Below are 20348 nucleotides of genomic sequence, written 5' to 3'. Positions count from 1 at the left end.
CTCTGGTGAGTTGTCGTTCAGTCGTCCATGAGCCGCAAAGTCCGCTGTTGGTCTGGATTTAACGTTTCGGTAGAGGCTTAACCCTCTACCGAAGCTGGTCAGTTACTTGGCGATAACCGATTTATCTGCCATGCCTATTCCTCCGGCTTTTTGGCGCGGTGGAAAGTCCTTGAGAGATTGCTGGTATTGCACAATTTTGTGTTGCAGGCTTGGTACCACCCAGGTTTTCTCTTTCATCCACAAAAACCAACCGTAGGTATCGGGTGAGCGCTCGTAGGGATCGGCTTTAATGTTTAGCAAAATCCCCAAGGGCCACTCTTTGGCAGGTGCCATCCATTCGGTTTTAGTCTTTAAATGCACTTTCCATTCATCCACTCGAACCGCGTTTAGATCTTGCTCGTTATAGTAGAAGAACTCATGACGATTACTGGGGGCGTCTTTGGTCAGCATGTCGAGTTGGTTGTAGCCATCGAGATGCACTTTGTAGTTGACGCCATTGATGGTTTTACCTTTCAGCAACTGTTGTTTAATGCTGCTGTCTCCGGTTGCCGCCATGATGGTGGGTACCCAGTCTTCGGCGGTCATAAATCCGTCGGTATAGCTGTTCTCTGGAATATGTCCGGGCCAGCTAATCAGCATTGGGACTCGGAAAGCGCCATCCCAGGTGGTGCCTTTTTGGCCACGGAAAGAAGCCGCGCCACCATCTGGCCAATGGTCGAGATTAACTCCGTTATCGGAGGTAAACATCACGATGGTATTCTCCATTTCGCCAAGCGACTCCAGTTTGTCGAGCAATTCACCGACTTGGAGGTCCAGTTCTTTTAAACCGTCATAGTAAACACTGGTTTGGCTACTCCCCTGATGTTCGGCGCGAACATGGGTTTTCTGGTGCATGCGAGTAGGGTTATACCACATGAAGTAAGGTTGTTCGGGTGCCTCTGCGTGCTGTTTATCCAACCATTGAGTGGCAAAGTTGAGAAACTCTTCATCCACCGTTTCCATGCGTTTGGCACCGAGTTTCCCTTGGTCGGTAATGATTTGTTTGCCAACCACACCAAAACGAGGGTCTTCGGTCGGATCAAATTTGTCGGTCGCGATGCTATGTAATACGTTACGCGGGCGGCCCACAAAATTTGGATCTTGTGGATATTCCGGTTGTTCGGGCATTTCCATCACATTCAGGTGATACAAAAAGCCGAAAAACTCATCAAAACCATGCACTGTGGGAAGCATTGAGTTGCGATCTCCAAGATGGTGTTTTCCCACCTGCACCGTCGCATAGCCCTTGGCTTTCAGCATTTCGGCGAGGGTTGGATCCTCTTTTTGCAGACCGATGCTGGAACCCGGTTGACCCACCGACGTTAAGCCAGTGCGAAATGGGTATTGTCCGGTAATAAAGGCGGAGCGGCCAGCGGTGGAGCTTCCTTGTGCATAGTAGTCACTGATCATCATGCCGCTTTTGGCGATGCGGTCAATGTTGGGGGTTTTAATGGCGCCTAAGCCTCGGTGATAGGCCGAAATATCCATGGTGGTGACGTCATCAAGCATGATGGCAACGACATTGGGTTGCTGTGGCGCAGCGTAGGCGCTAAAAGATGCTCCGAGCGCCAGTGCCAGTATAGAACGATTTATGGTCATGTTATTTACCTCTTAATGGTTTGGCGGCGAGCGGTGCGTTGCAAGCAACTGCCTGCAACGTACCGCTCACCAGTTCAGAAGCTCCAAACCGATGTTGGACGAGTCCAGTGTAGCGAAGCTGGTGTTGGTTTGGTTTAATAAGCTTTATTAATATATGTAATAAACGATAGGGGTGGCACTTGCTAATCGTGATGGATGATTCACATTGAGTTAATTTTTTGAATATTCTTTATGGAGAATTGGTTTTCTATTAAATTATTTAATTCACACTATTCTTTTTTATAGCAAGTTCAGCCGCTTGAATTTGCTAGCCTAGGGCATTCATTTTTTCACTCACTGTTGTTAGCGACTCAACACCGCGATGCAGTATCCAGGAGTTCATGATGATGCAGTTAGGCAGCAGGTTATCGCTATTCACCATCGCCGTTCTATCCAGTCCTGCCTATGCGGCGGGCTCGCTGGTACAAGAGATGAGCAAGCTCAATGTGGGGACTGCGGGTGCGGGCAGTGCGGTACTTGCCGACAATGCCAGTACGGCCTATAGCAACCCAGCAGCGATGGCCTATTTTAGTGAACGACAGCTGGCGGTAAATTTGGCAGCCATGGATCTTCAGGTGCAATATCACGATCAGCGCAGTTCAGCCCTGGACAGCGATAATGCGGGCGGCGTTCAGGCTTATGGCTCACTCTATTGGCTTGAGCCCCTTTCTGACACCCTTGCTGTGGGAGCTAGTTTGGTAGCCACCGGCGGCAGTGCTTTGGATTACGGGAAGCAATATGCCGGGGCCTTGAGTTTAAACAGCCTGCAACTATCGGTGTTGCAATTTAACCCTTCACTCTCATATCGCCTGTCGGAGGCGTGGTCGCTGGGTGCTGGTATTCAAGTGGATTACGCAAACTTTGAGCAACAGATGTTTAGGGATCACGCTGTTTTAGAAACCGACTCTTTTGCCTTTGGGTACAACTTAGGTTTGAGCTATCAAATTAACCACCTGCATCGCTTAGGCGCGAGCTATCGCTCTGCGATGCACCACAATTTTGGGGGACATCTGCGTTCCAGTTCTCCTCTGGAAGGCGATGTTGGGATCAATTTGGTTCATCCTGCCCAGTTTGAACTGTCTGGTTTGCACCAACTGAGCCAGCCCATGAGCATGGTATGGAGCCTTGGTTGGGAGCAATGGAGTGCTAACGAAATCACTTATATCGAATTAAATAATCAGCAGCTGGCGGAAAAGAACCGTGATTTCAAGGATGTTTGGTTTGCAGCTATTGGTGGACGTTATCAACTCAATCCGACACTTCGTTTAGACGCTGGCTTGGGTTACACCAGTTCACCTCTAGATGATGCCAGCCGCCAATCGGCAGATCTACCGGTTGCAGAGCAGCATCGTTACAGTATCGGTGCGACTTATCAGTGGAACGAAAAGTTGTCGATGAATGTTTATTATAGCTACGTGGATTATGGCTCGCCGGCGATCCAATCTGGCTTAATGAATGGCTATTTTAATAATCATAATCAGTTTATCGGTGTCACTTTAAATCACTCGTTTTAGCGCCATAAGGGCGAGCGCAACACAAAGGATTCGTCTGAGTCATGCACATCGCTGGTCTAAAATGGGGCTCATGGCTAGGTCAAGCTTGTTGATTTAGCGCTTGCGACTTATTGAAAGATTGCAGCGCTTGATGTGTGATTGATTTAAAAGATAAAAAAGCAAAGCGTTCAGCTTTACAGAGAGCCCAGCTGCGATAGATATACGCAAACGAAATGTATCAATAGTGCTAAACTGACAACGCGAAGTATCCATATTTATTTTAAGGGTTTAGCTATGGAAAATTTGAGTGCCAGTGGTTTCTTTTCATTTACCCTCGCCATTATTTTATTGTTTGTCGGTAAAGCCAGCCTTAATCGCTATGAATTACTGAGACGTTATAGCATTCCTGAGCCGGTGATTGGCGGCTTTTTATGTGCCTGTGTGGTGGCGGCCGTTTACTTTTTGTTTGGCATTCAAATTAGTTTTGATCTTGAAGCTAGAGATATTTTGCTACTGTACTTTTTTGCTGCGATGGGGCTGAATGCGGATATCAAATCGTTGCTCCGCGGGGGGAAACCTTTACTGATTTTAAGTGGCTTGGCTGCTATTTATATTGTGTTGCAAAACCTTATCGGCATGGGGGTTGCGAGTAGTTTTGGGATGGATCCCCGAGCTGGTCTGATGTCTGGATCAATTGCGCTGATTGGTGGGGTGGGTACAACTTTGGCGTGGGCGCCAAAGTTTGTGAATGACTTAGGGATCAGTAATGCTATGGAGTTAGGCATTGCCAGTAATACCATTGGTCTGATCTTTGCCTGCGTAATTGGCGGACCAATTGCCAATTATTTAATGAGTAAACACCGTTTACAGGGGAATCAGGAAGCGTCTTTAGATATTGGTCAGGCCTATACCAAACCCCACCAAATGGTCGACAGTTATAGCCTGCTATTTGCCTGGCTTCGGCTTAACTTGGCCTTAATGTTGGGCTATGGCATACAACAAGGTCTCCAGGCTGCCGGTGCCGAGCTTCCGATGTTTGTGTCCTGTCTAATGGCTGGCATATTGATTGGTAATCGTCCCGGTAAAGTGCTACCCAAAGCACATGTTGAGGGCAGTGATCAGGGCTTGTCACTGATCTCCGATATTTGTTTGGGGATGTTTATTGTGATGGCGCTGATGGATTTAAAAGTTTGGGAGCTAGCGGGTTTGTTTCGCTACTTGTCGGTGGTGATGAGCTTACAAATTTTACTGTCGGTTATGTTTTCCTTGTTGGTGGTGTTTCGTTTGATGGGAAAAGATTACCAAGCCTGTGTCATTTGCTCCGGCTTTGGTGGGATCACCCTTGGCTCTACCGCGACTGCCATCGCTAATATGACGGCGGTGAGTAAACAACATGGAGCGGCGCATCGGGCGTTTATTATTGTGCCGCTGGTGTGCGGTTTTTTTGTAGACATCTTCAATGCCTTCGCTATTAATTTTTTTACAAGCTGGTGAAGCGCGCGGTTGTTTCTTGGGAAAAGTTTAAGACGGTTTAGCGTTCAATTGGAAAAATCCGATATGACTCGGTTATTTCCGGTGTAAATGCGGTGATTGAATTGTGCTGCTGTCTGGCACCGTCCAGTTCATGTCGAAAATTTGTTGTGACGGAATATCCCCGCGGCTGAATACAAGCAAGTGGGCGTTTCGTCGTGGCCGCTGGTTTGCAAATGGTCTATCGACTGATTTTTTATGCTTGACTTGTAAGCGCAATGAAATGTCCGGATTTTCATTACTTTGAGAGCAGTTGCTGACACCATCGTGATAGATTAAATTTTCAAGCCGTCGCTTGGTTTTCGCCACATAGACGCTGATTGGCCAAAATGCCTCGACTGGCCGTTAGTGGATTGGCTTGGTCTGCAGTTTCGCTTTGGTCGGAGTGTGTCAATCAGAGGATAGCCAGATTTTGTCAGTTCCGAAGGCAAGGCTGAGTCTCCATGTTGGCTCAGGGGAGGAAAACCGTCATCATTTCGCAGCTGGTCATGCATGGCTTTAGGCCTTGTCAAGATCATAGCGTCCTCCATTTATCGGGGCTGCGTTTGATTCAGCAGGAAAAGTCCAGCGCTAGCACAGCACTGGACTTTGCGTCAGGGGCGGGAGCTTAGAGCGCGGTCAGATAGGATTTGACGGAGCTTAGCCTTAAGGTCGCTCCGCCAATAATGTCCAGAAAGCCGAATAGGGGGTGGGGCTTCTCGGCGCTGATCCACGCCGAACCAGTGGCTCCGATGGGCATCATGTCCATGGTGGTTTGGTCAATACTCAAGATTACGGTTCGACCTACTGGCGCGCCACCGCGTTGAATATGGTTGGATACGGCTTGTTCCGTGGGCAATAGATTGCCTTGGGCTTCGCCCGTTGCCTTCACGATACTATGGACTTTGGCGCGAAATATTTGTCCCGGAAAGCTATCCACATAAAATTCGCTAAACTGTCCCGGTTTAATGTATTGATAGGCTTGATCGGCAATCCGCATTTCGACAAATTTTTTGTTGATATCCCAAAGATGCAGCGAGCCAATCCGTGAACCATCGGCAATGTATACATGTGTGACCATGCCATTGAAGGGCGCGCGAACCGTGAGTCGTGATAAGTCAAATTTGAGGCTATCAAGTTTAGCCAGCAGGCCATTTCGCTTCGCCTCAAGTATTTTCAACTCGGCTTTGATAATAGCGACCGCATCTTCTGACTCTTCCAGCTCTTTAAGACTGACGTGCTGTTGCATATCGTAGTTACGCTGGTAATCGCGCTGCGCCTGAGAAAGCAGCACCTGCTGGGCTTCAATGCTTCGTTTTACTTCACTTAAGCCCGAGTGTACTTCGCTCATCGCGGCGGCAATTTTGTCGTCCTTTAAGGTATAAAGGATCTCCCCCTCATTCACTTGTTGGTTATGATCGACGTAGATCTTATCGATGTGCTGACCCAATGCGGGTGAGAGCACTGCGTGGGGGGCCTTGACCGTAGTTGAATTGGTTAAATCTAAGGGCGAGTAGAAACGGTGACCGACAAACAGTGCCAGTGCCAATAAACAGCCAATCACGATGCTGGCAAAGTAGTTTCTGGCGCTCGGTTTGAGAACTTTAAATTTGAACAGCAACCATACGATCAATATATAGGGCAACATAATTTCTTTCATGAGACCGCTCCTTTAAGCCACTGTTGTAGTTTTTCCCAATCGGTGACGATGGCCAAAACGGCAAGGATCCATAGTGGTTTATAAAACAGTCCAAGAATGCACAACCAAAAAATCAGTTTTGCCTGTGCCAGGCCTTGCTCCTGTGCCAGGTGCTTGGGGATAGAATGGATATGCCAAAGTTTGGCGATGAGCCAAATTGCAATCCCGAGGGTAACCAATACCACAAACCACATAAAGGCAAGTGATTCTAATAAACCATAGACTGTGGGGTAGTGTTGATAGTGAAATGTTGTTGGGTGAATGACCATTCGGTGTTCTCGTGTAGGGCGTGGGTTCACGCTGCCGCTCGACTTGAGTGGCAGCGTAAATGGTTGCTCGATGATTTAGAGCTGGTAGTTAAATTCTATCCGATGGTTGCCTTTGCCTATGTCGCTATACTCAGACCAGTTGGCAAAATACCTAATATTAAAGCGCGGCGATACTTGGTAGGAGAGCGCTATTTCGTGAGTTAACACGCTATTGTGGCCCTCAAAGCCATGTTGTTTGTATATATCCGAGCCCGACAATGTATTCATCCACATCGGATTATAGTTAAGCCACAGGCGGTCACTAAGCGCATACTTGGCGTAAGTTCCGACCACCGCAAACGTTCCGGGTACCGAGTAGCCGCTGATTGTTTGTTGGTGGTCGCCCATCACATTATTGCCAAAGGCAACACCCGCACCAAGCAGAGGAAACAGACTAAGTTGGCCAAACTTGGGCAAGGCTTGAATGAAGCTATAGGAAGCCGTGCCGAACTCTTGGGCAAGGTTATAATTCACATCTAATTGTCTGCCGCGACCGCTTTCTAGGCTGGCTTCAAAATTTCGAAAGCGAATTGAGTCAATACTATTGTTTCTGGGTCCCGTTTGGGAGTCACTCCAACCGGTGATGTCACCGGCAAAGCCTTTTACTTCAAACACATTCATTCCGCCGAGGTTTTCGACCCCGGTATCATAGCTTTGGCCAATTTTTAGGTTGAGGCCCATATCGGTGATACCGCCGCCAACTTGGGTATAAACAGCAAGTGGGTCCGACATGTCTTGTAAATCGTCGTTGGCGGTTTCTGCCCAAGTCAAACCAGAGATTATTAAAGGAAGCGTACAGAGGCTGGTTACCAATTTAGTCATCAATTTTTTCCTAGGACTATGGATTACTCATGATCAAGTCAATCAATCGGAAGTAGCCGATATGGTTCGGCTATTTCCGGGTGAAATAATGCTATTGGAGCTTGCTGATCCCTGGCACCGTCCAGCTCATGTCGAGAATTTGTTTTGACGGAATATACAGTCGAGCTAATACATAGAAGCGACCTTCTGGTAGTGGCAGCCAGTTTGCAAGCTGTCCGTCGGTCGGTTTTTTATGGCTAAGTTGCAACTGAAATGAACCGTCTGGGTTTTTATTCAATTGATTCAAGTTGCTGATGCTGTAGCGGTGGATCGAATTTTCAACCAACATTTTGGTTTGCGCATCATAGACTGTGACTGACCAAAATGCGTCGACTGGAGGCTCGCCGTCAAAATTCATTACATAGCTGTTTTCACCAGATAACGCTTGGCCGTTTACGTCCATCGCGGCCATCGGATAGATGGCTTCTTGAGGCCCTTGGCCACCGAGGTAGGGGTGAGCAATAAGTGAGCGCATTGCATTGTCATCACCAAAGGCGTCTAGCGCGAAGGTATATACCCAACCGTCTTTAAATTCGAGATTGGCAGGGTTGGCCTGTTGTGCCATAACAATTTTCTGTGCGTCTTGTATACCAGCAATTAGCGCTTCTTGGCTGGACTCACTCAGTGAACTTACATCGAAACCATCTTGGCTGAGACCGATTTTGCTAAATTGACCCGCTAAGGCTTGTTGACGTTCCGGTAGTGGATTGGCCATTAAGTATTCACCAAGTTCAACGAAGAAACGGAGCGGATCATCGGCCTTACCTGGACGAGGTGCTAAGGGGCTGAATGTTACTTTACTACTGGCTTCACCGGCATACTCGCTCAGTGGGGTGAGGGTGTACTGATCTTGGATCTGGTGTGCTGCTGGGTAATCTTGCTCATCAAATACTTGGGTACGCCCCCATAACCACACTTTGCTCGTGGGTGCTTCAATAATGCTCAGGTCGCGCGGGGTGGTTGGTTTTTTTTCCCAGCCCGGAGGAACAATTAGGAACTGTTTGGCTAGGCTGCCAGTTTCGCGAGTGCCTACATATTGAAATAAGTTATGCCACATGTCGAACATGTTGATGACGTAGTAGCGTTGATCAAGCTTTGGTACACTCAAGACCATTGGCTCTTGGCTTAAGTCCAGTACCGCGCTGGAGTACAAGGTGTCGCGGTTGGCTGTTGGCATGTCGGTATCGGCAGGCGTACTGAGTCGACGAGCATGACCAAACTGATTGAGTGGGCCACGATAACTGGTGGCCGCTTGGGGTTCAGATACATCGGAATATTGGCGAGCGATTTGCTCCATTCTGACTAAGGTTGAACCCCATAGATAGGCATTCACCGCTAAGGTATAGGATTCGTTGTACAGTGCTTGTTGCAGTTGCTCGGCCTGAGTGGCTTGGGGAGTGCCCGCTATGCTGGGGCTGACACTGAATAAACAGCTCGATGCGATAAGCGCAGCTAAAGATAACTTACATAAGCTAGGGGTAATCATCATATATCTCCTCTGATTTGGTGCCAGCTTATCGAAAAGTTGTGATTAAGTGCTTAATAGCCTTTATTAAGATATCCAATACAAAGCTGCTGAGCTTGCTCTGAGCGTTTAATAGAATATTTAATTCTATTAAACGAGAGCGGAATAGGTTCATATAAAGATTGTTTTGCATTTGCGCTAGTTCATTTCGTATGATATGACTGTCGCTTAAATATCAAGAGCTTACCTCAATTATGATGTACTTCCGTTGGATAAAAAAAGAATGGTTTTTACTCGGTATGTTGTTCGCTATTGTACTGGCGTTGCTGGTGCCACAATGGGGACGCTCCGGAGGCTATTTACATCTTGATCAGCTGACGGCGATCGGTATTGCCTTAATTTTCTTTTTGCATGGTTTAGGTTTGGCACCGAAGGAAATCAAAAAAGGGCTATTTAATTGGCGATTACACCTGATGGTTCAAGCGACCACTTTTGTGGTTTATCCCTTACTGTGGGTACTGTTTGGTGACTTGTTACATGCCTTATTACCCAGTGCGCTGGCCTTTGGTTTCTGTTACTTATTCGCCTTGCCCAGTACTATTTCGTCGTCGGTCGCGATGACCAGTATTGCTCAAGGGAACGTTGCGGGGGCTGTATTTAATGCTTCCTTATCGAGTTTGCTTGGGGTCTTTATCACGCCCTTGTTAGTGCAGTTATTCATGGGCGGAGACGGCGGCGCTATGGATTTAATGGCAACGGTGAGCTCCATTTGTCAATTATTGTTGTTGCCGATGATCATTGGGCAAGCTCTACGACCACTGTTGCTAAGCCTGTTTCAGCGTTATAAAGGCATCTTAAATAAAATTGATAAGCTAGTGATCTTATTGATTGTGTTTAATGCTTTTAGTGATTCGGTGGTGGAGCATATTTGGGGGGAGTTTAGTCCGCGTTATTTATTATTTTCATTCCTGATCTCGCTATTGGTGTTGCTTAGTGTCGTGCATAGTATTCGTTTGGTTGCGAGACTACTGGACTTTAATTCGGCCGATGAAATTGCCGCAGTTTTTTGTGGTAGCAAAAAAACCTTAGCGGCGGGAGTGCCGATGGCTAAGGTGATCTTTAGCGCTAACCCAGACCTCGGGATGCTGTTGCTACCGATTATGCTCTATCATCCAATCCAGATTTTTTACTGTGCGCTGTTAGCCAATCGCTATGCCGCAGCCGAAAAAGTTAAGGACTTACATCAGCCAGTAGCAAGGGGTTAGTCTGCCGATGCTTTACTTAGTTCCTGTTGAGGCAACCAGTCAACTCGCACACCTGCTTGCTCAAACATATCTTGGCTTATTTTTATTTTGTCTCCCCAACGAGCCATAAATTCTTGGTTTTGCTCAGGACAATGAACTTCGCTAATCCCAGTTTGAATAATTTTTGCGGCGCAATTGGGGCAGGGAAAGTGGGTGACCCAAATTTCACAATTAGATAGATCGCGCTTGGCAAATAAGATCGCGTTTTCTTCTGCGTGTAGGGTTTTAAGCAGTTTCATCTCGCGATTGTCGGTTTCTGCACTGTCGGAAATGCCGTGCGGGTAACCGTTAAATCCTAGCGATACGATACGATTGTGCTCGGTGATGACCGCGCCAACTTGAGTGGAAGGATCTTTACTCCAAGAGCCAACCAGTTCAGCCATTTGAAAAAAGCGTTTTGCCCATTTTGAAATCATGATTAAGTCTCTGCTAATTGTACCGCGCTATTCTGCGGAACTTGACGCCTGCTTGCAAGTTTCGCTAACGGTTTGAAACTAAATTTGTTTTGTAAATTCTATAGAGACCCTTGCTAACGGTATCGAGCTTGATGCTTGAGTAGCACATTTACCTTGGAGTGCTTGATAGAGTCTTTGGGGATTGGGCAAGTGTTGAGCGATTCAAGTGCTCTCAGCATAAACCGGGTTAAATGGTCGCGCCGCTGGCGGTTCAATGATTGGTATGAGTGTTAATAAATCCTCGATAGGGCCTGCTTTGCTATACAACCAACCTTGGTGTAAGTAGACGCCTTTGTCACGTAAATACTGAGCTTGAGCCTCGGTTTCTACTCCTTCTGCCACAATTTGTAGATTAAGATTTAAGGCTAGGTCTATGACTCCATCGAGTACTTTAGCCTGCGGAGAGTCGGTATGGATAGCAGCTACAAAGCTGCGGTCAATTTTTAGCGTATCTAAGGGGAGTTGTTGTAAATACTGTAAGCCAGCATAACCAGTTCCAAAGTCATCGATGGCTAATTTTACGCCTTGGGTTTGTAGTTTACTGAGCGCGTCTTGAACCTGTGGTGAGTCTATATCCACCAGTTGAGTTTCGGTAATTTCCAGACAAATTTGCCGGCAAGTTTGATGAATCGCCAACAGTTTCACCACAAACTCGGGATCGTTGAGATGCTGACCAGTGATGTTGATATTGATCTTTAGTAAAGCATTGTGTGTGAGCAGGCCATTGAGATCGGTCTTTAAGGTCGCCAGTAGCTGCTCGGTTAAAGCCACCTGAAGTCGGTACCGTTGGATGTCTGGCAAAAATGAATCTGGGCTGCGTATGCCGTCAATTGGGTGTAACCATCGAGCTAACAGTTCTACGCCGATTAAACGACCCGTTCGGCTATCCCAGATTGCTTGGTAATAGTTAATGAATTCTTGATTACGGATGGCTGTTTTTAACTGACTTTTTTGGCTAAGTCGACGCCCCTGTTGGCGTTGGATAAAATAAAAGATGCCGCAAATTAGCAATAAATACAATGCGACCTGTAACAGGGATAAGCGATGGGCCCCAAGATAAAGTTGTTGCTCGGTACGAGTCGATAACAAGCTTAAACCGGGCAGAGCGGAAAACGGTTTCGCTAAGTAATACCGCCTGTTTGAGTCGTCAAAGTGGGCGGTTTGATCGATCACCGATTGAGTTAAAGGAAATAGTGTCTTGCCGTGCTGCAGTGGTAAGCTGTAGTGACCATTGACAAATAATGGTGTGCCATTGTTTGAGTCGACCAAAGCAACGAGATCTTGTTTATTGTCGTTGCCTTGAACAAAAGCCTTAAATACAGATAACGGGATGGCCGCGTTAATTTCACTCCCATTGCTGCGTGTTTTGGCGATAATCATCGCCACCTCTTGACTGTATTCCAGAACGCTTGGCCCATAGTAACGCAGTTGCTGATTCGCGACTGGTTTAAGGACCTCATAAGGGGGATTGACCGGCCCCCAGCTGCTACATCTGAGTTGTCCGCTTTGATCAACTAAACCAAGTTCTGCGACATAAGTGATTTGAAAATGCACCTTGCGTAGTGCTAGTAGGGTTTCAGGAGCACAGTTAATATCGAGTCGATCTAAGCCAATAAAATAGTGATGCAGCGCCAGCAGGTTTTGGTTTATTGCTTGATAACTGAGTTCAAATTGCTGAGCAAATGCTTCACGACGCTGCTGCTTAGTATGCGCTAAGGTCCAAGAATAACTCATTACGATGGGCAGGAGGCTGCAAATAAGCGTGAATAGTATCGGCCTAAGATGTCGCGAAGAAAACCAACTTTGCCGGGTCCGTTGCTGATGTTCTGAAGGGGGCTGAGTCAATCGAATTTGATGGTTAAATATATGCATTGCGGGTCACTGTTGCGCCTAGGCTAAGTATGAGCAATGGCAAATTTACTACAATTTTATGAAGGAAATGTTGCAGAAAGGGGGCTTTCTTGAAGTGCCTAAAACACTGCTGGCGAGTCGTTAACTGACTGCCAGCATTGGCTATTTAGTATTTATTGCATGCTGGCAATAAATTTATCGGACTCGGCAATCGCCTTACTCATCTGTTCGATGACACTCGCCACCTCTTTTTCTAAGCGTGAAAACTCTTGGCCAACCGCCCCAATGGCACGGGCATTCAGGTTGTGTTTCAAGTAAAGTTGATTGTCCTTGAGTCGACTTAATACCGGTTGCATTTGCGCTTCGGCCTTGCGCATCGCCTTTAACATGCTGGCGTAGCGTTGGCGGGTAGTGGTGAGTTGTTTACTACTTTGCGCTTTGAGACTCTTCGACTGGTATTGGTCCAATTCGCCACGCCATTCATCAAACATAGCCTCGGCGACACTGGCGACTTGATTGATTTGCTGACTCACGTCTTCGGCCGCAGCCTGAGCATCTTGATATTGGGCGTTGACTTCATCATAGATATCTTCGAGGTCGCCACCTTCAAATTGGCTTAGTGTTTTTAGTTGCTCTAGGGCCGAGCCAAACTGTTGTTGCGCTTGTTGTTGGCTCTGTTGAGCGTCTTCGACTCGGTCCACCAATATTTCGCGCTTGTGGTAACCTACTTTTTCCATGGCCGAGTAGTAGGTTGATTCACAGCCCTGTATCAAGCTCAGCAGTAACATAAGGGTTAGTATTCTCATTTTTATTCTCCAGAGCGAAACCGAGCTGCGTCAATAATCGCCCATAGATGAACCAATGCAGCAATGACTGAAGGAAAAATCAGCCACCACATGGCGTAACCTGCGGCGGTCACCACAAAAAATAGCAATGCGGCTAACAATCTTCCCTGGACTAACTGACCCAGACCGGGAATAAAAAAACTACAGATTGCGGCAATCACATTGCCAGCGGAACCTTGCGTAGACACGACGCTTCCTTAGTTAAAATCAGGTTTGTGTTGCTATGTTGCCAGAGACAGTCGCTTGAGGCGAGTTTTGCGAAAGGAAAAATCGACAGCTTTGTATAATTGCGGTCGTTAAAGCCCGAGCTTTCGTTGATTTAGAGGCTTTGCTTGGCGATAATGAGGCGCGCAAATAATTCGCAAATTCTTGATATCTCATTTCGTTAACGCACAGGCATTTCATGAAGTTTCTGCATACTTCCGATTGGCATTTAGGTCGACAGTTACACAATCACTCTTTGTTAGAGGACCAAGTCTTTGTCTTGGAGCAAGTGATTCAATTCGCCAAACAACATGAGGTGGATGCTTTGGTGGTCGCCGGTGATGTGTTCGACCGTTCAGTACCGCCGAGCCAAGCTGTTACGGTGCTCGATGAGGTCTTAGACCGACTGGTGAAGCAATTGGCTATTCCGGTGATCATGATTGCCGGCAATCATGACGGCGCGCAGCGTCTCGCCTTTGCTGCTCGACAAATGCAAGCCAGTGGTCTGTATATCGTAGGCCCATTAAGTCGGGAGCTGCAAGCTATTAAAATTGGCGCGAAAAATGGCGAGTCGGCGATGTTTTACGGTTTGCCTTATGCAGAGCCTGCGATGGTCAGGCAAGTCTTTGATTGTGAAGTGAGTACCCATCAAGAAGCGATGGCGGTGTTAGTGGAGCAAGTGAAGCAACATGACAGCGGCGGTTTAGCCAAAGTGGTGGTGGCGCATTGCTTTTTGGATGGTGGTGACGAGTCTGAGTCGGAGCGACCACTCAGCATGGGTGGTGCCGATAAGATTTCGCCATCACTTTTCGCAAATTTTGCTTATAGCGCGCTTGGGCATCTGCATGGGCCGCAATATAAGGGGGCTGAACATATCCGCTATTCTGGCTCTTTATTAAAGTATTCTTTTAGCGAACAGCATCAAAACAAGTCGCTTAGCTTGGTTGAATTGACTCCACAAGGGCCGCAGGTCACGTTGTTGCCGCTTAAACCCCTGCGTAATGTACGGGTGATCGAGGGCTTTTTTAGCGAGTTATTAGCCGCGGGTTTAAGTGACCCGCATGCCGACGATTACCTGATGATTCGGCTGCTCGACAAGTCGGCTATTTTGGATGCTATGGGAAAACTGCGTGCGGTTTACCCGAACGTGTTGCATTTGGAGCGCAGCGGCTTAATGGCGCAGCAGCCGCATTTAGAACTGCAGCGCGATCACATCAAAAAAGGCGAATATGCCATGTTCAGCGATTTTTTTGAGCAGGTCTCGGGCGAGCCTTTAAGCGAGGCTCAGCAGCTGTTTGTACAGCAGACTATTGAGCAGCTACACCGCGGAGAGCCAGCATAATGCGACCCATTCACCTGAGCATGAGCGCCTTTGGGCCATTTTCCACTTGTGAGAATATCGATTTCAGCCAACTTGGTAGCAACCCGCTATTTTTACTCAATGGGCCGACGGGGGCGGGGAAAACTACCATTCTGGATGCGATTTGTTTTGCGCTCTATGGCAAAACCACCGGGGATGAGCGAGAAGGCGGTCAAATGCGTTGTGATATCAGTGACGAAGCCTTATTGACCGAAGTTACATTTGAATTTGAATTGGGAACTAAACGCTATCGGATCCGTCGGGTGCCAGAGCAGCCGCGGCTGAAAAAATCCGGGGATGGTTATACGCAGCAAAAACCGGAGGCGCAGTTATACCAATTCGACCTCGCGGGAGAGTCTTCATTGATGGTGGCAGCCAAAGTCTCCGAAGCGAATGCCGAAATTGAACGTTTAACTGGTTTAGATGCAGACCAATTTCGTCAGGTGATGGTTTTACCGCAGGGTAAATTTCGCCAACTGTTGATGGCAGATTCCAAAGAACGCGAGAAGATCTTCAGCCAATTGTTCCAAACTCACATCTATCGGCGAATAGAAGAGCGTTTAAAAGTAAAAGCCGCGACGATCCGTGCTACGGCGTTGGAGCAAAAAAATGTCCGCGAGGGAATTTTACAAGGCGCCGAGTTGAGCGAAGAAAGTGCATTAGCAGAACAAATTAGCCAACTTGGCCCGCAGTTGGAAGCAGCCAAGCAAGCGCAGTTAAAGGCCAGTGAAGCCTATGACATCGCAAATAAACAGTTTGAATCGGCTAACCTGGTGGCCAGTGAATTTACCGAGTTAGAAAAACTCAAGGTGAGTGTTGGCGCGCTGAAAAAACAGCAAGCGGGGATCCAAAAACAACAATTGGAATTAGAGCAGGCTTTAGCGGCTCAGCGTTTAGAGCCAGCCGATCAAGCGAAGGCAAAGCGCTTTAATGACGCTAAAAATGCCAGTTTGGCCCAAAGCCAAAGCCAAACTGCTTTTGCCGAAGCTAAACAAGCCCTGACACTCGCGGAGCAAGATTTCCAACAAGTGGCGGAGAAAGAGCAGCAACTTAGTGCCAGCCAAGAGCAACTTCGGTTACTGGAAAGTTTTAAGCCGCTGTTGCAAAAGCAGCAGCAAATAGAGCGTGAGCTGGGCGAGGCAAAGCGCCGTTTAAACGAACAAGAGTTACAGGGCAAAAGTTTAAAAGCAAAGCTGAGTACACTAGAAAATAGTAAATCAGCGATACAGCAACAACTCACTTCGGCCCAGCAGCAAGCGCAACGGCAGCTAAGCTGCCAAAAACAGCTGCATCTTGTAGAGCAGCGCTTTAGCCAATGTCAGGCTTTAGCTGAGCTCAACGGTAAGTTGATAGAAACTCAGCAGCAACTGGAGGCTTCTTTACTTCGTGGTAAAAAACTTGCGGATGCTCATCAGGCTGCGTTGCAGCAGGCTCAGCAAATTCAGCTGAGCTGGCATCAGGGGCAGGCAGCGATTATTGCTCAAAGCTTACAGCAGGGACAAGCTTGTCCAGTGTGTGGCAGTATTGAGCACCCTCATTTGGCTCGCAGTAGCGAAATACTGCCAACAGAGCGTGACTTAGAGTTGGCGAGAGAAGCTGAACAACAGGCTAATCAACGTTTACAAGAAGCCCGCCATCAGCACAAGACGTTGACGGTACAGCTCAATGAATGGCGGACTCAGCAAGCTTCTTTAGAGCAGGGTTTAGGGGACGCGGCTAAGATGACGCTGGAGCAGGCGCAAATTTTGCTCCAGCAAGCCCAGCAGGACTTAAGCTTGGCTGAACAAGCGCAACAGCAGGTGCAAGCCTTACAAACTCAGTTGGATCAATTACAACTCGAGGAACAACAATTACAGCAACAGATTGAACTGGCACGCGAGTCTTACCAACAGCAGAAAAGTCAGCAGGACATCTTGAGTGGTCAATGTGAGCAGGCGCAACAAGCGCTGCCTAAGCAATATTGTGAGGCGCAGTTATTAGAGCAGGCGCTGCAATTACAGGGCGATAAAGTCAGTAAGCTACAGCAAAATATCAAACAGCTTACTCAGCGTCATGCTCAGGCCCGTGAGGATTACTCGGCAAAACAGTCGGCAGCGGAAGCCGCCCAGCAAGCGCTGAAACTTGCTCAGCAAGGCTTATTGGAGGCGCAGCAGCTATTTAGTCAGCGTTTAGCTGAGTCCTGTTTTACCAATGAGAATGCTTATAATCAGGCTTTGATCAGTGATGGTGAAATTGCCAACTTAAAACAAGTTGTAGAGCATTTTAGCACTCACTTCACCAGTGAACAGGCTAAGTTTGAGCAGCTAAAGAGTAAGCTCAAAGGGAAAAAAACCGAAGACTTGACGCTGTTGCAACAACAGCTGAACACTTTAGCGGAGCAGCGTAGCGAACGGGACGCGCTATGGAACCGACTGAATAGCCGTCAACAGGAATTATTGGCGGTACAACACAAATTACTGGACGCCGATAGAAAAGCCGAAGAATTGCAGCAACAATATCAGGTGATTGGCACCTTGGCTGACGTGGCCAATGGCAATACCGGTAATAAAATCAGTTTACAGCGCTTTGTTTTGAGCGTATTGCTCGATGATGTATTGCTGCAAGCGAGCCAGCGTTTGCAAGTGATGAGTAAGGGGCGCTATCAGTTGATCCGCAAAGCGCAGCGCGCCAAAGGGAACAAGGCCTCGGGTTTAGAGCTGGAAGTGGAAGATAGTTATAGCTCAAAGCTGCGATCAGTTGCTACCTTGAGTGGTGGGGAGAGTTTTATGGCTGCATTGGCGATGGCGCTTGGTTTGTCGGATGTGGTGCAGGCCTACGCTGGAGGCATTAAGCTGGATACCTTATTTATCGACGAGGGTTTTGGCAGTCTCGATCAAGAATCCTTAGATCTGGCCATTCGCACCTTGGTGGATTTACAGAGTGCTGGTCGCATGGTGGGGGTGATTTCCCATGTAGCTGAAATGAAAGAACAGATCGCGACTCGGATTGATGTCTTAAAAACTGCCAGTGGCAGCCACACGCAATTGGTATTACCGTAACCGGCTGTGGTTAGTTTATCAGTGTTGGAATAAAAAAGCCTGGCGAGGCCAGGCTTTGAAAGTACGTGAGAGACTCAGTTTAGATTTTGTAAGTCACTGAGAAGTAGTGACCGAAGCCGGTTGAATCCATAAATCCACCATCTTCAAATCCATACACATCATAGAAGTATTTTAGACCGTAACCCACTGCAAAGCGGTCTGAGTGCCAGTAGATACCTTGGAACAGGTTACCACCAGAGCTGGTACGGCCAAATTGGTCTGAGTAGTCACTGGCGCCAAATAGGTGGTCCCAGTAACCTTGGTAAGAGATAAAGCTCTTATTGTCGAAGAAGTACAAAGGTTTGAACCAGTTCATCGAGAATTGGTAACCGTTGAATGAACCTTCGTCGTCATTGCCAAAGTTTTTCGCACTGTAACGAGCATACAAGTTCATGCCAGTTTTACCCAACCAAGGCACGTTCACGTCAGAGCCAAGGCCGATGAAGTGTTCTTGCTGTTGGTCACCAAAGTTATTTAGCGTGGCGATGTAGAGTTCTTGAACTGGACCGAAGGATAGATCTTTACCGGTAAGTGCATCTAAAGATAGGCGAGGGGCAAACTTCATGAACATGCCACCTTGTTTATGTCCAGAAGCGTTTAAGTGTTTATTACTGCTGCCACTGTCGAGAATATCGAAGACATCGACATAGCCATAAACATCCCATAAGCCAGAACGTCCACCAAACTCCATTTCTAGGTAGGTATCTTGGTAGTCTGAACCACTATAAGGTCTTTGATCTAGAGTATGCATCAAGTTGAACTGCATCCAATTATAGTCGTTAGCGTGTACATCATCTTGAACTTCTGCAGCGTTGGCTGAGAAGGATGCTGCTGCAAGCAATGTTGCAGCTATTAATCCAAATTTTTTCATTGAGGTAGTTCCTTGTTCACTGTATGTGAATTACCGAATGTGGCTTATATCGCTCTCACGCCAATCTTATCCCTGAAACTTGAAAAAGTTCAGTATGGTTCACGGTTTTTTTTAATTATTTTTGTACAGCTCGTTAGTTATTAACTAAAAATGTTTATGTTTGTATGAGGATCCATCGATTTTCATCGACTGATCACAGTCTTGTCATCAATATGATATCTATTTAGAGGCGTTTTAGTTTGCTTGGTGGTTTGTGGCCAAATTTAATTTAACAGATAGAGGTGAGTTAGGAGGGTGGTACTGCGTTTTTAAGCTTCGATATCTATCGAATTGCTGAACTGAGCTGCAGTTTGTTTTAGCTTGCGTTGGTAATCTTGGTTAACAATTTCCAAGGCATCTAGGACAGTTTGCGCTTCAAGGTTATGTTGTTCGAGCAGTTGAATTAGATCGACTGCGAGTTGGATATGTTTGGGGGCCTGATTTAGAGACATTGCGATTCCAGATTCCAAGGCGTTGTAACAAGGTTTGGATGGATGAACAGCATTATCCATCCAAACCCATGCACAAATTATTGTTGTTGGATAACCCAAATTTGAAATTGTTTACGGGTGGTAGCATCTGCACGCTGGTACCAGAACTGTAGCATTTGTAATTCGGTGTTATCGCTTGCGTCTGTGTTACTTGGTATAGTGACTGCTGCTGTTGCTGCGCTTGTTGTTGCCACTGTTACCGCTGTACCGGTTGCACTATTCATCACGACTGGTTTGGCAGCCGGCGCTGGCGTTGCTGCACGGGTTGTGGTCTCCGCTACTGCAACAGTACTTGCCGCGACTGGATTTGCCTTCGCTTGCTGGGCCTCGATGGCGGCAATTTCATTTAAATAGTTACGTGAAAGCTGTAGCCCTGATTTTTTAGGTAAAATGTAATGGCTTGCGTTGACTGTGCCGCCATGTTGATCTTTTAAAGTGAATTGCGGTTTTTTAGCGAAGCTTTTGGCGCGACTTAGGGTATTGGGTTGCTTCGACTCTAAGAAGATCTCTTGACCTTTTTTAAGCTCAATATTGATGACGATAGGGCTAGACTTAACGAGTTCAGAATTATTGTTAGAGCCTATATTGTCGCTATAACGAACCACAACTTGATGTTGGCCTGTCGGCAGTTCGACGTTACTTTTGTTTAAGCTCAAGACGCCAACAGATTGTTTATCGACATACATTAGCTCAAAATGATTTGGCGTAGAAAAACTGGCAGCCAACGCACTCCAACTTGCCAAACAAGCACATGTTAATGTTACCGCCTTTACTAAGAATCGCATGAATTACTCCTTAAAGTGTGATTCTATTTAAGCTGAGTAAGCAATATTGCTTAT

At 47.0% G+C, this 20348-nt stretch carries 17 protein-coding genes; 5 read left to right on the top strand and 12 right to left on the bottom strand.

The features are described from left to right. Positions 1-102: 102 nt before the first annotated feature. Complete coding sequence (locus ACRRSW_RS13235) at positions 103-1638, bottom strand: sulfatase-like hydrolase/transferase (RefSeq protein WP_432459570.1); 1536 nt, start codon at positions 1636-1638, stop codon at positions 103-105. 380 nt (positions 1639-2018) lie between these two features. Between ACRRSW_RS13235 and ACRRSW_RS13230 the strand changes: the two genes are divergently transcribed. Further along, a complete protein-coding gene (locus ACRRSW_RS13230; protein ID WP_432459568.1) occupies positions 2019-3191 on the top strand; it encodes an OmpP1/FadL family transporter in 1173 nt (390 codons plus the stop codon). A 273-nt stretch (positions 3192-3464) separates the two neighbouring features. After that, complete coding sequence (gene gltS, locus ACRRSW_RS13225) at positions 3465-4664, top strand: sodium/glutamate symporter (protein WP_432459567.1); 1200 nt, start codon at positions 3465-3467, stop codon at positions 4662-4664. Between the two features lie 643 nt (positions 4665-5307). Here the strand turns inward: gltS and ACRRSW_RS13220 are convergent. The 4 genes from ACRRSW_RS13220 to ACRRSW_RS13205 all read right to left on the bottom strand — a co-directional run bounded on the left by ACRRSW_RS13220 (position 5308) and on the right by ACRRSW_RS13205 (position 9036). Further along, positions 5308-6339: an HlyD family secretion protein gene (locus ACRRSW_RS13220; RefSeq protein WP_432459566.1), complete on the bottom strand. Its 1032-nt coding sequence runs from the start codon at positions 6337-6339 to the stop codon at positions 5308-5310. Further along, positions 6336-6677, bottom strand: a complete 342-nt coding sequence (locus ACRRSW_RS13215) for an Mg2+ and Co2+ transporter (RefSeq protein WP_432459565.1) — start codon at positions 6675-6677, stop codon at positions 6336-6338. The genes ACRRSW_RS13220 and ACRRSW_RS13215 overlap by 4 nt, the downstream gene beginning before the upstream one ends. A gap of 45 nt (positions 6678-6722) precedes the next feature. Next, positions 6723-7508, bottom strand: a complete 786-nt coding sequence (locus ACRRSW_RS13210; protein WP_432459564.1) for a hypothetical protein — start codon at positions 7506-7508, stop codon at positions 6723-6725. 91 nt (positions 7509-7599) lie between these two features. Beyond that, on the bottom strand, positions 7600-9036 hold the full coding sequence (locus ACRRSW_RS13205; RefSeq protein ID WP_432459563.1) for a DUF1254 domain-containing protein: 1437 nt from the start codon (positions 9034-9036) through the stop codon (positions 7600-7602). Positions 9037-9266: 230 nt separating this feature from the next. Here ACRRSW_RS13205 and ACRRSW_RS13200 point away from each other — a divergent pair, with 230 nt between their 5' ends. Next, positions 9267-10277 carry a bile acid:sodium symporter family protein gene (locus ACRRSW_RS13200; protein ID WP_432452760.1) on the top strand — a complete coding sequence of 337 codons (1011 nt, stop codon included), beginning with the start codon at positions 9267-9269 and terminating at the stop codon, positions 10275-10277. On the opposite strand, the gene ACRRSW_RS13195 is transcribed toward ACRRSW_RS13200, so the two are convergent. The 4 genes from ACRRSW_RS13195 to ACRRSW_RS13180 form a co-directional block, all read right to left on the bottom strand. After that, on the bottom strand, positions 10274-10732 hold the full coding sequence (locus ACRRSW_RS13195; RefSeq protein WP_432452761.1) for a dCMP deaminase family protein: 459 nt from the start codon (positions 10730-10732) through the stop codon (positions 10274-10276). The genes ACRRSW_RS13200 and ACRRSW_RS13195 overlap by 4 nt on opposite strands. Positions 10733-10933: 201 nt before the next feature. Next, on the bottom strand, positions 10934-12643 hold the full coding sequence (locus ACRRSW_RS13190) for an EAL domain-containing protein (protein ID WP_432459562.1): 1710 nt from the start codon (positions 12641-12643) through the stop codon (positions 10934-10936). A 152-nt stretch (positions 12644-12795) separates the two neighbouring features. Next, the gene (locus tag ACRRSW_RS13185) at positions 12796-13428 is read right to left on the bottom strand and encodes a DUF2959 family protein (RefSeq protein WP_432459561.1); all 633 of its coding nucleotides are present in this window, start codon (positions 13426-13428) and stop codon (positions 12796-12798) included. 2 nt (positions 13429-13430) lie between these two features. Further along, entirely contained in the window at positions 13431-13655 is a 225-nt protein-coding gene (locus tag ACRRSW_RS13180) for a hypothetical protein (RefSeq protein ID WP_432452764.1), read from the bottom strand. 215 nt (positions 13656-13870) lie between these two features. Here ACRRSW_RS13180 and ACRRSW_RS13175 point away from each other — a divergent pair, with 215 nt between their 5' ends. Beyond that, positions 13871-15013: an exonuclease SbcCD subunit D gene (locus ACRRSW_RS13175; RefSeq protein ID WP_432459560.1), complete on the top strand. Its 1143-nt coding sequence runs from the start codon at positions 13871-13873 to the stop codon at positions 15011-15013. After that, on the top strand, positions 15013-18069 hold the full coding sequence (locus ACRRSW_RS13170; protein ID WP_432459559.1) for an SbcC/MukB-like Walker B domain-containing protein: 3057 nt from the start codon (positions 15013-15015) through the stop codon (positions 18067-18069). Before ACRRSW_RS13175 ends, ACRRSW_RS13170 begins: the two co-directional genes overlap by 1 nt. Before the next feature lie 79 nt (positions 18070-18148). Here ACRRSW_RS13170 and ACRRSW_RS13165 read toward each other — a convergent pair whose 3' ends face one another. From ACRRSW_RS13165 to ACRRSW_RS13155, 3 genes are all read right to left on the bottom strand, one after another. Then, complete coding sequence (locus ACRRSW_RS13165; protein ID WP_432459557.1) at positions 18149-18979, bottom strand: outer membrane protein OmpK; 831 nt, start codon at positions 18977-18979, stop codon at positions 18149-18151. A 308-nt stretch (positions 18980-19287) separates the two neighbouring features. Then, positions 19288-19470: a pleiotropic regulatory protein RsmS gene (rsmS, locus tag ACRRSW_RS13160; protein ID WP_432452768.1), complete on the bottom strand. Its 183-nt coding sequence runs from the start codon at positions 19468-19470 to the stop codon at positions 19288-19290. Between the two features lie 77 nt (positions 19471-19547). Next, positions 19548-20294 (bottom strand): YccT family protein, encoded by a 747-nt coding sequence (locus ACRRSW_RS13155; RefSeq protein WP_432459556.1) that lies wholly within the window; start codon positions 20292-20294, stop codon positions 19548-19550. Positions 20295-20348: the final 54 nt, after the last annotated feature.

Source organism: Agarivorans sp. QJM3NY_25, from assembly GCF_050870875.2.
GTDB lineage: Bacteria > Pseudomonadota > Gammaproteobacteria > Enterobacterales > Celerinatantimonadaceae > Agarivorans.
Note: the sequence above shows the minus strand (reverse complement) of the source record. Positions and strands in the feature narration are given on the sequence as shown.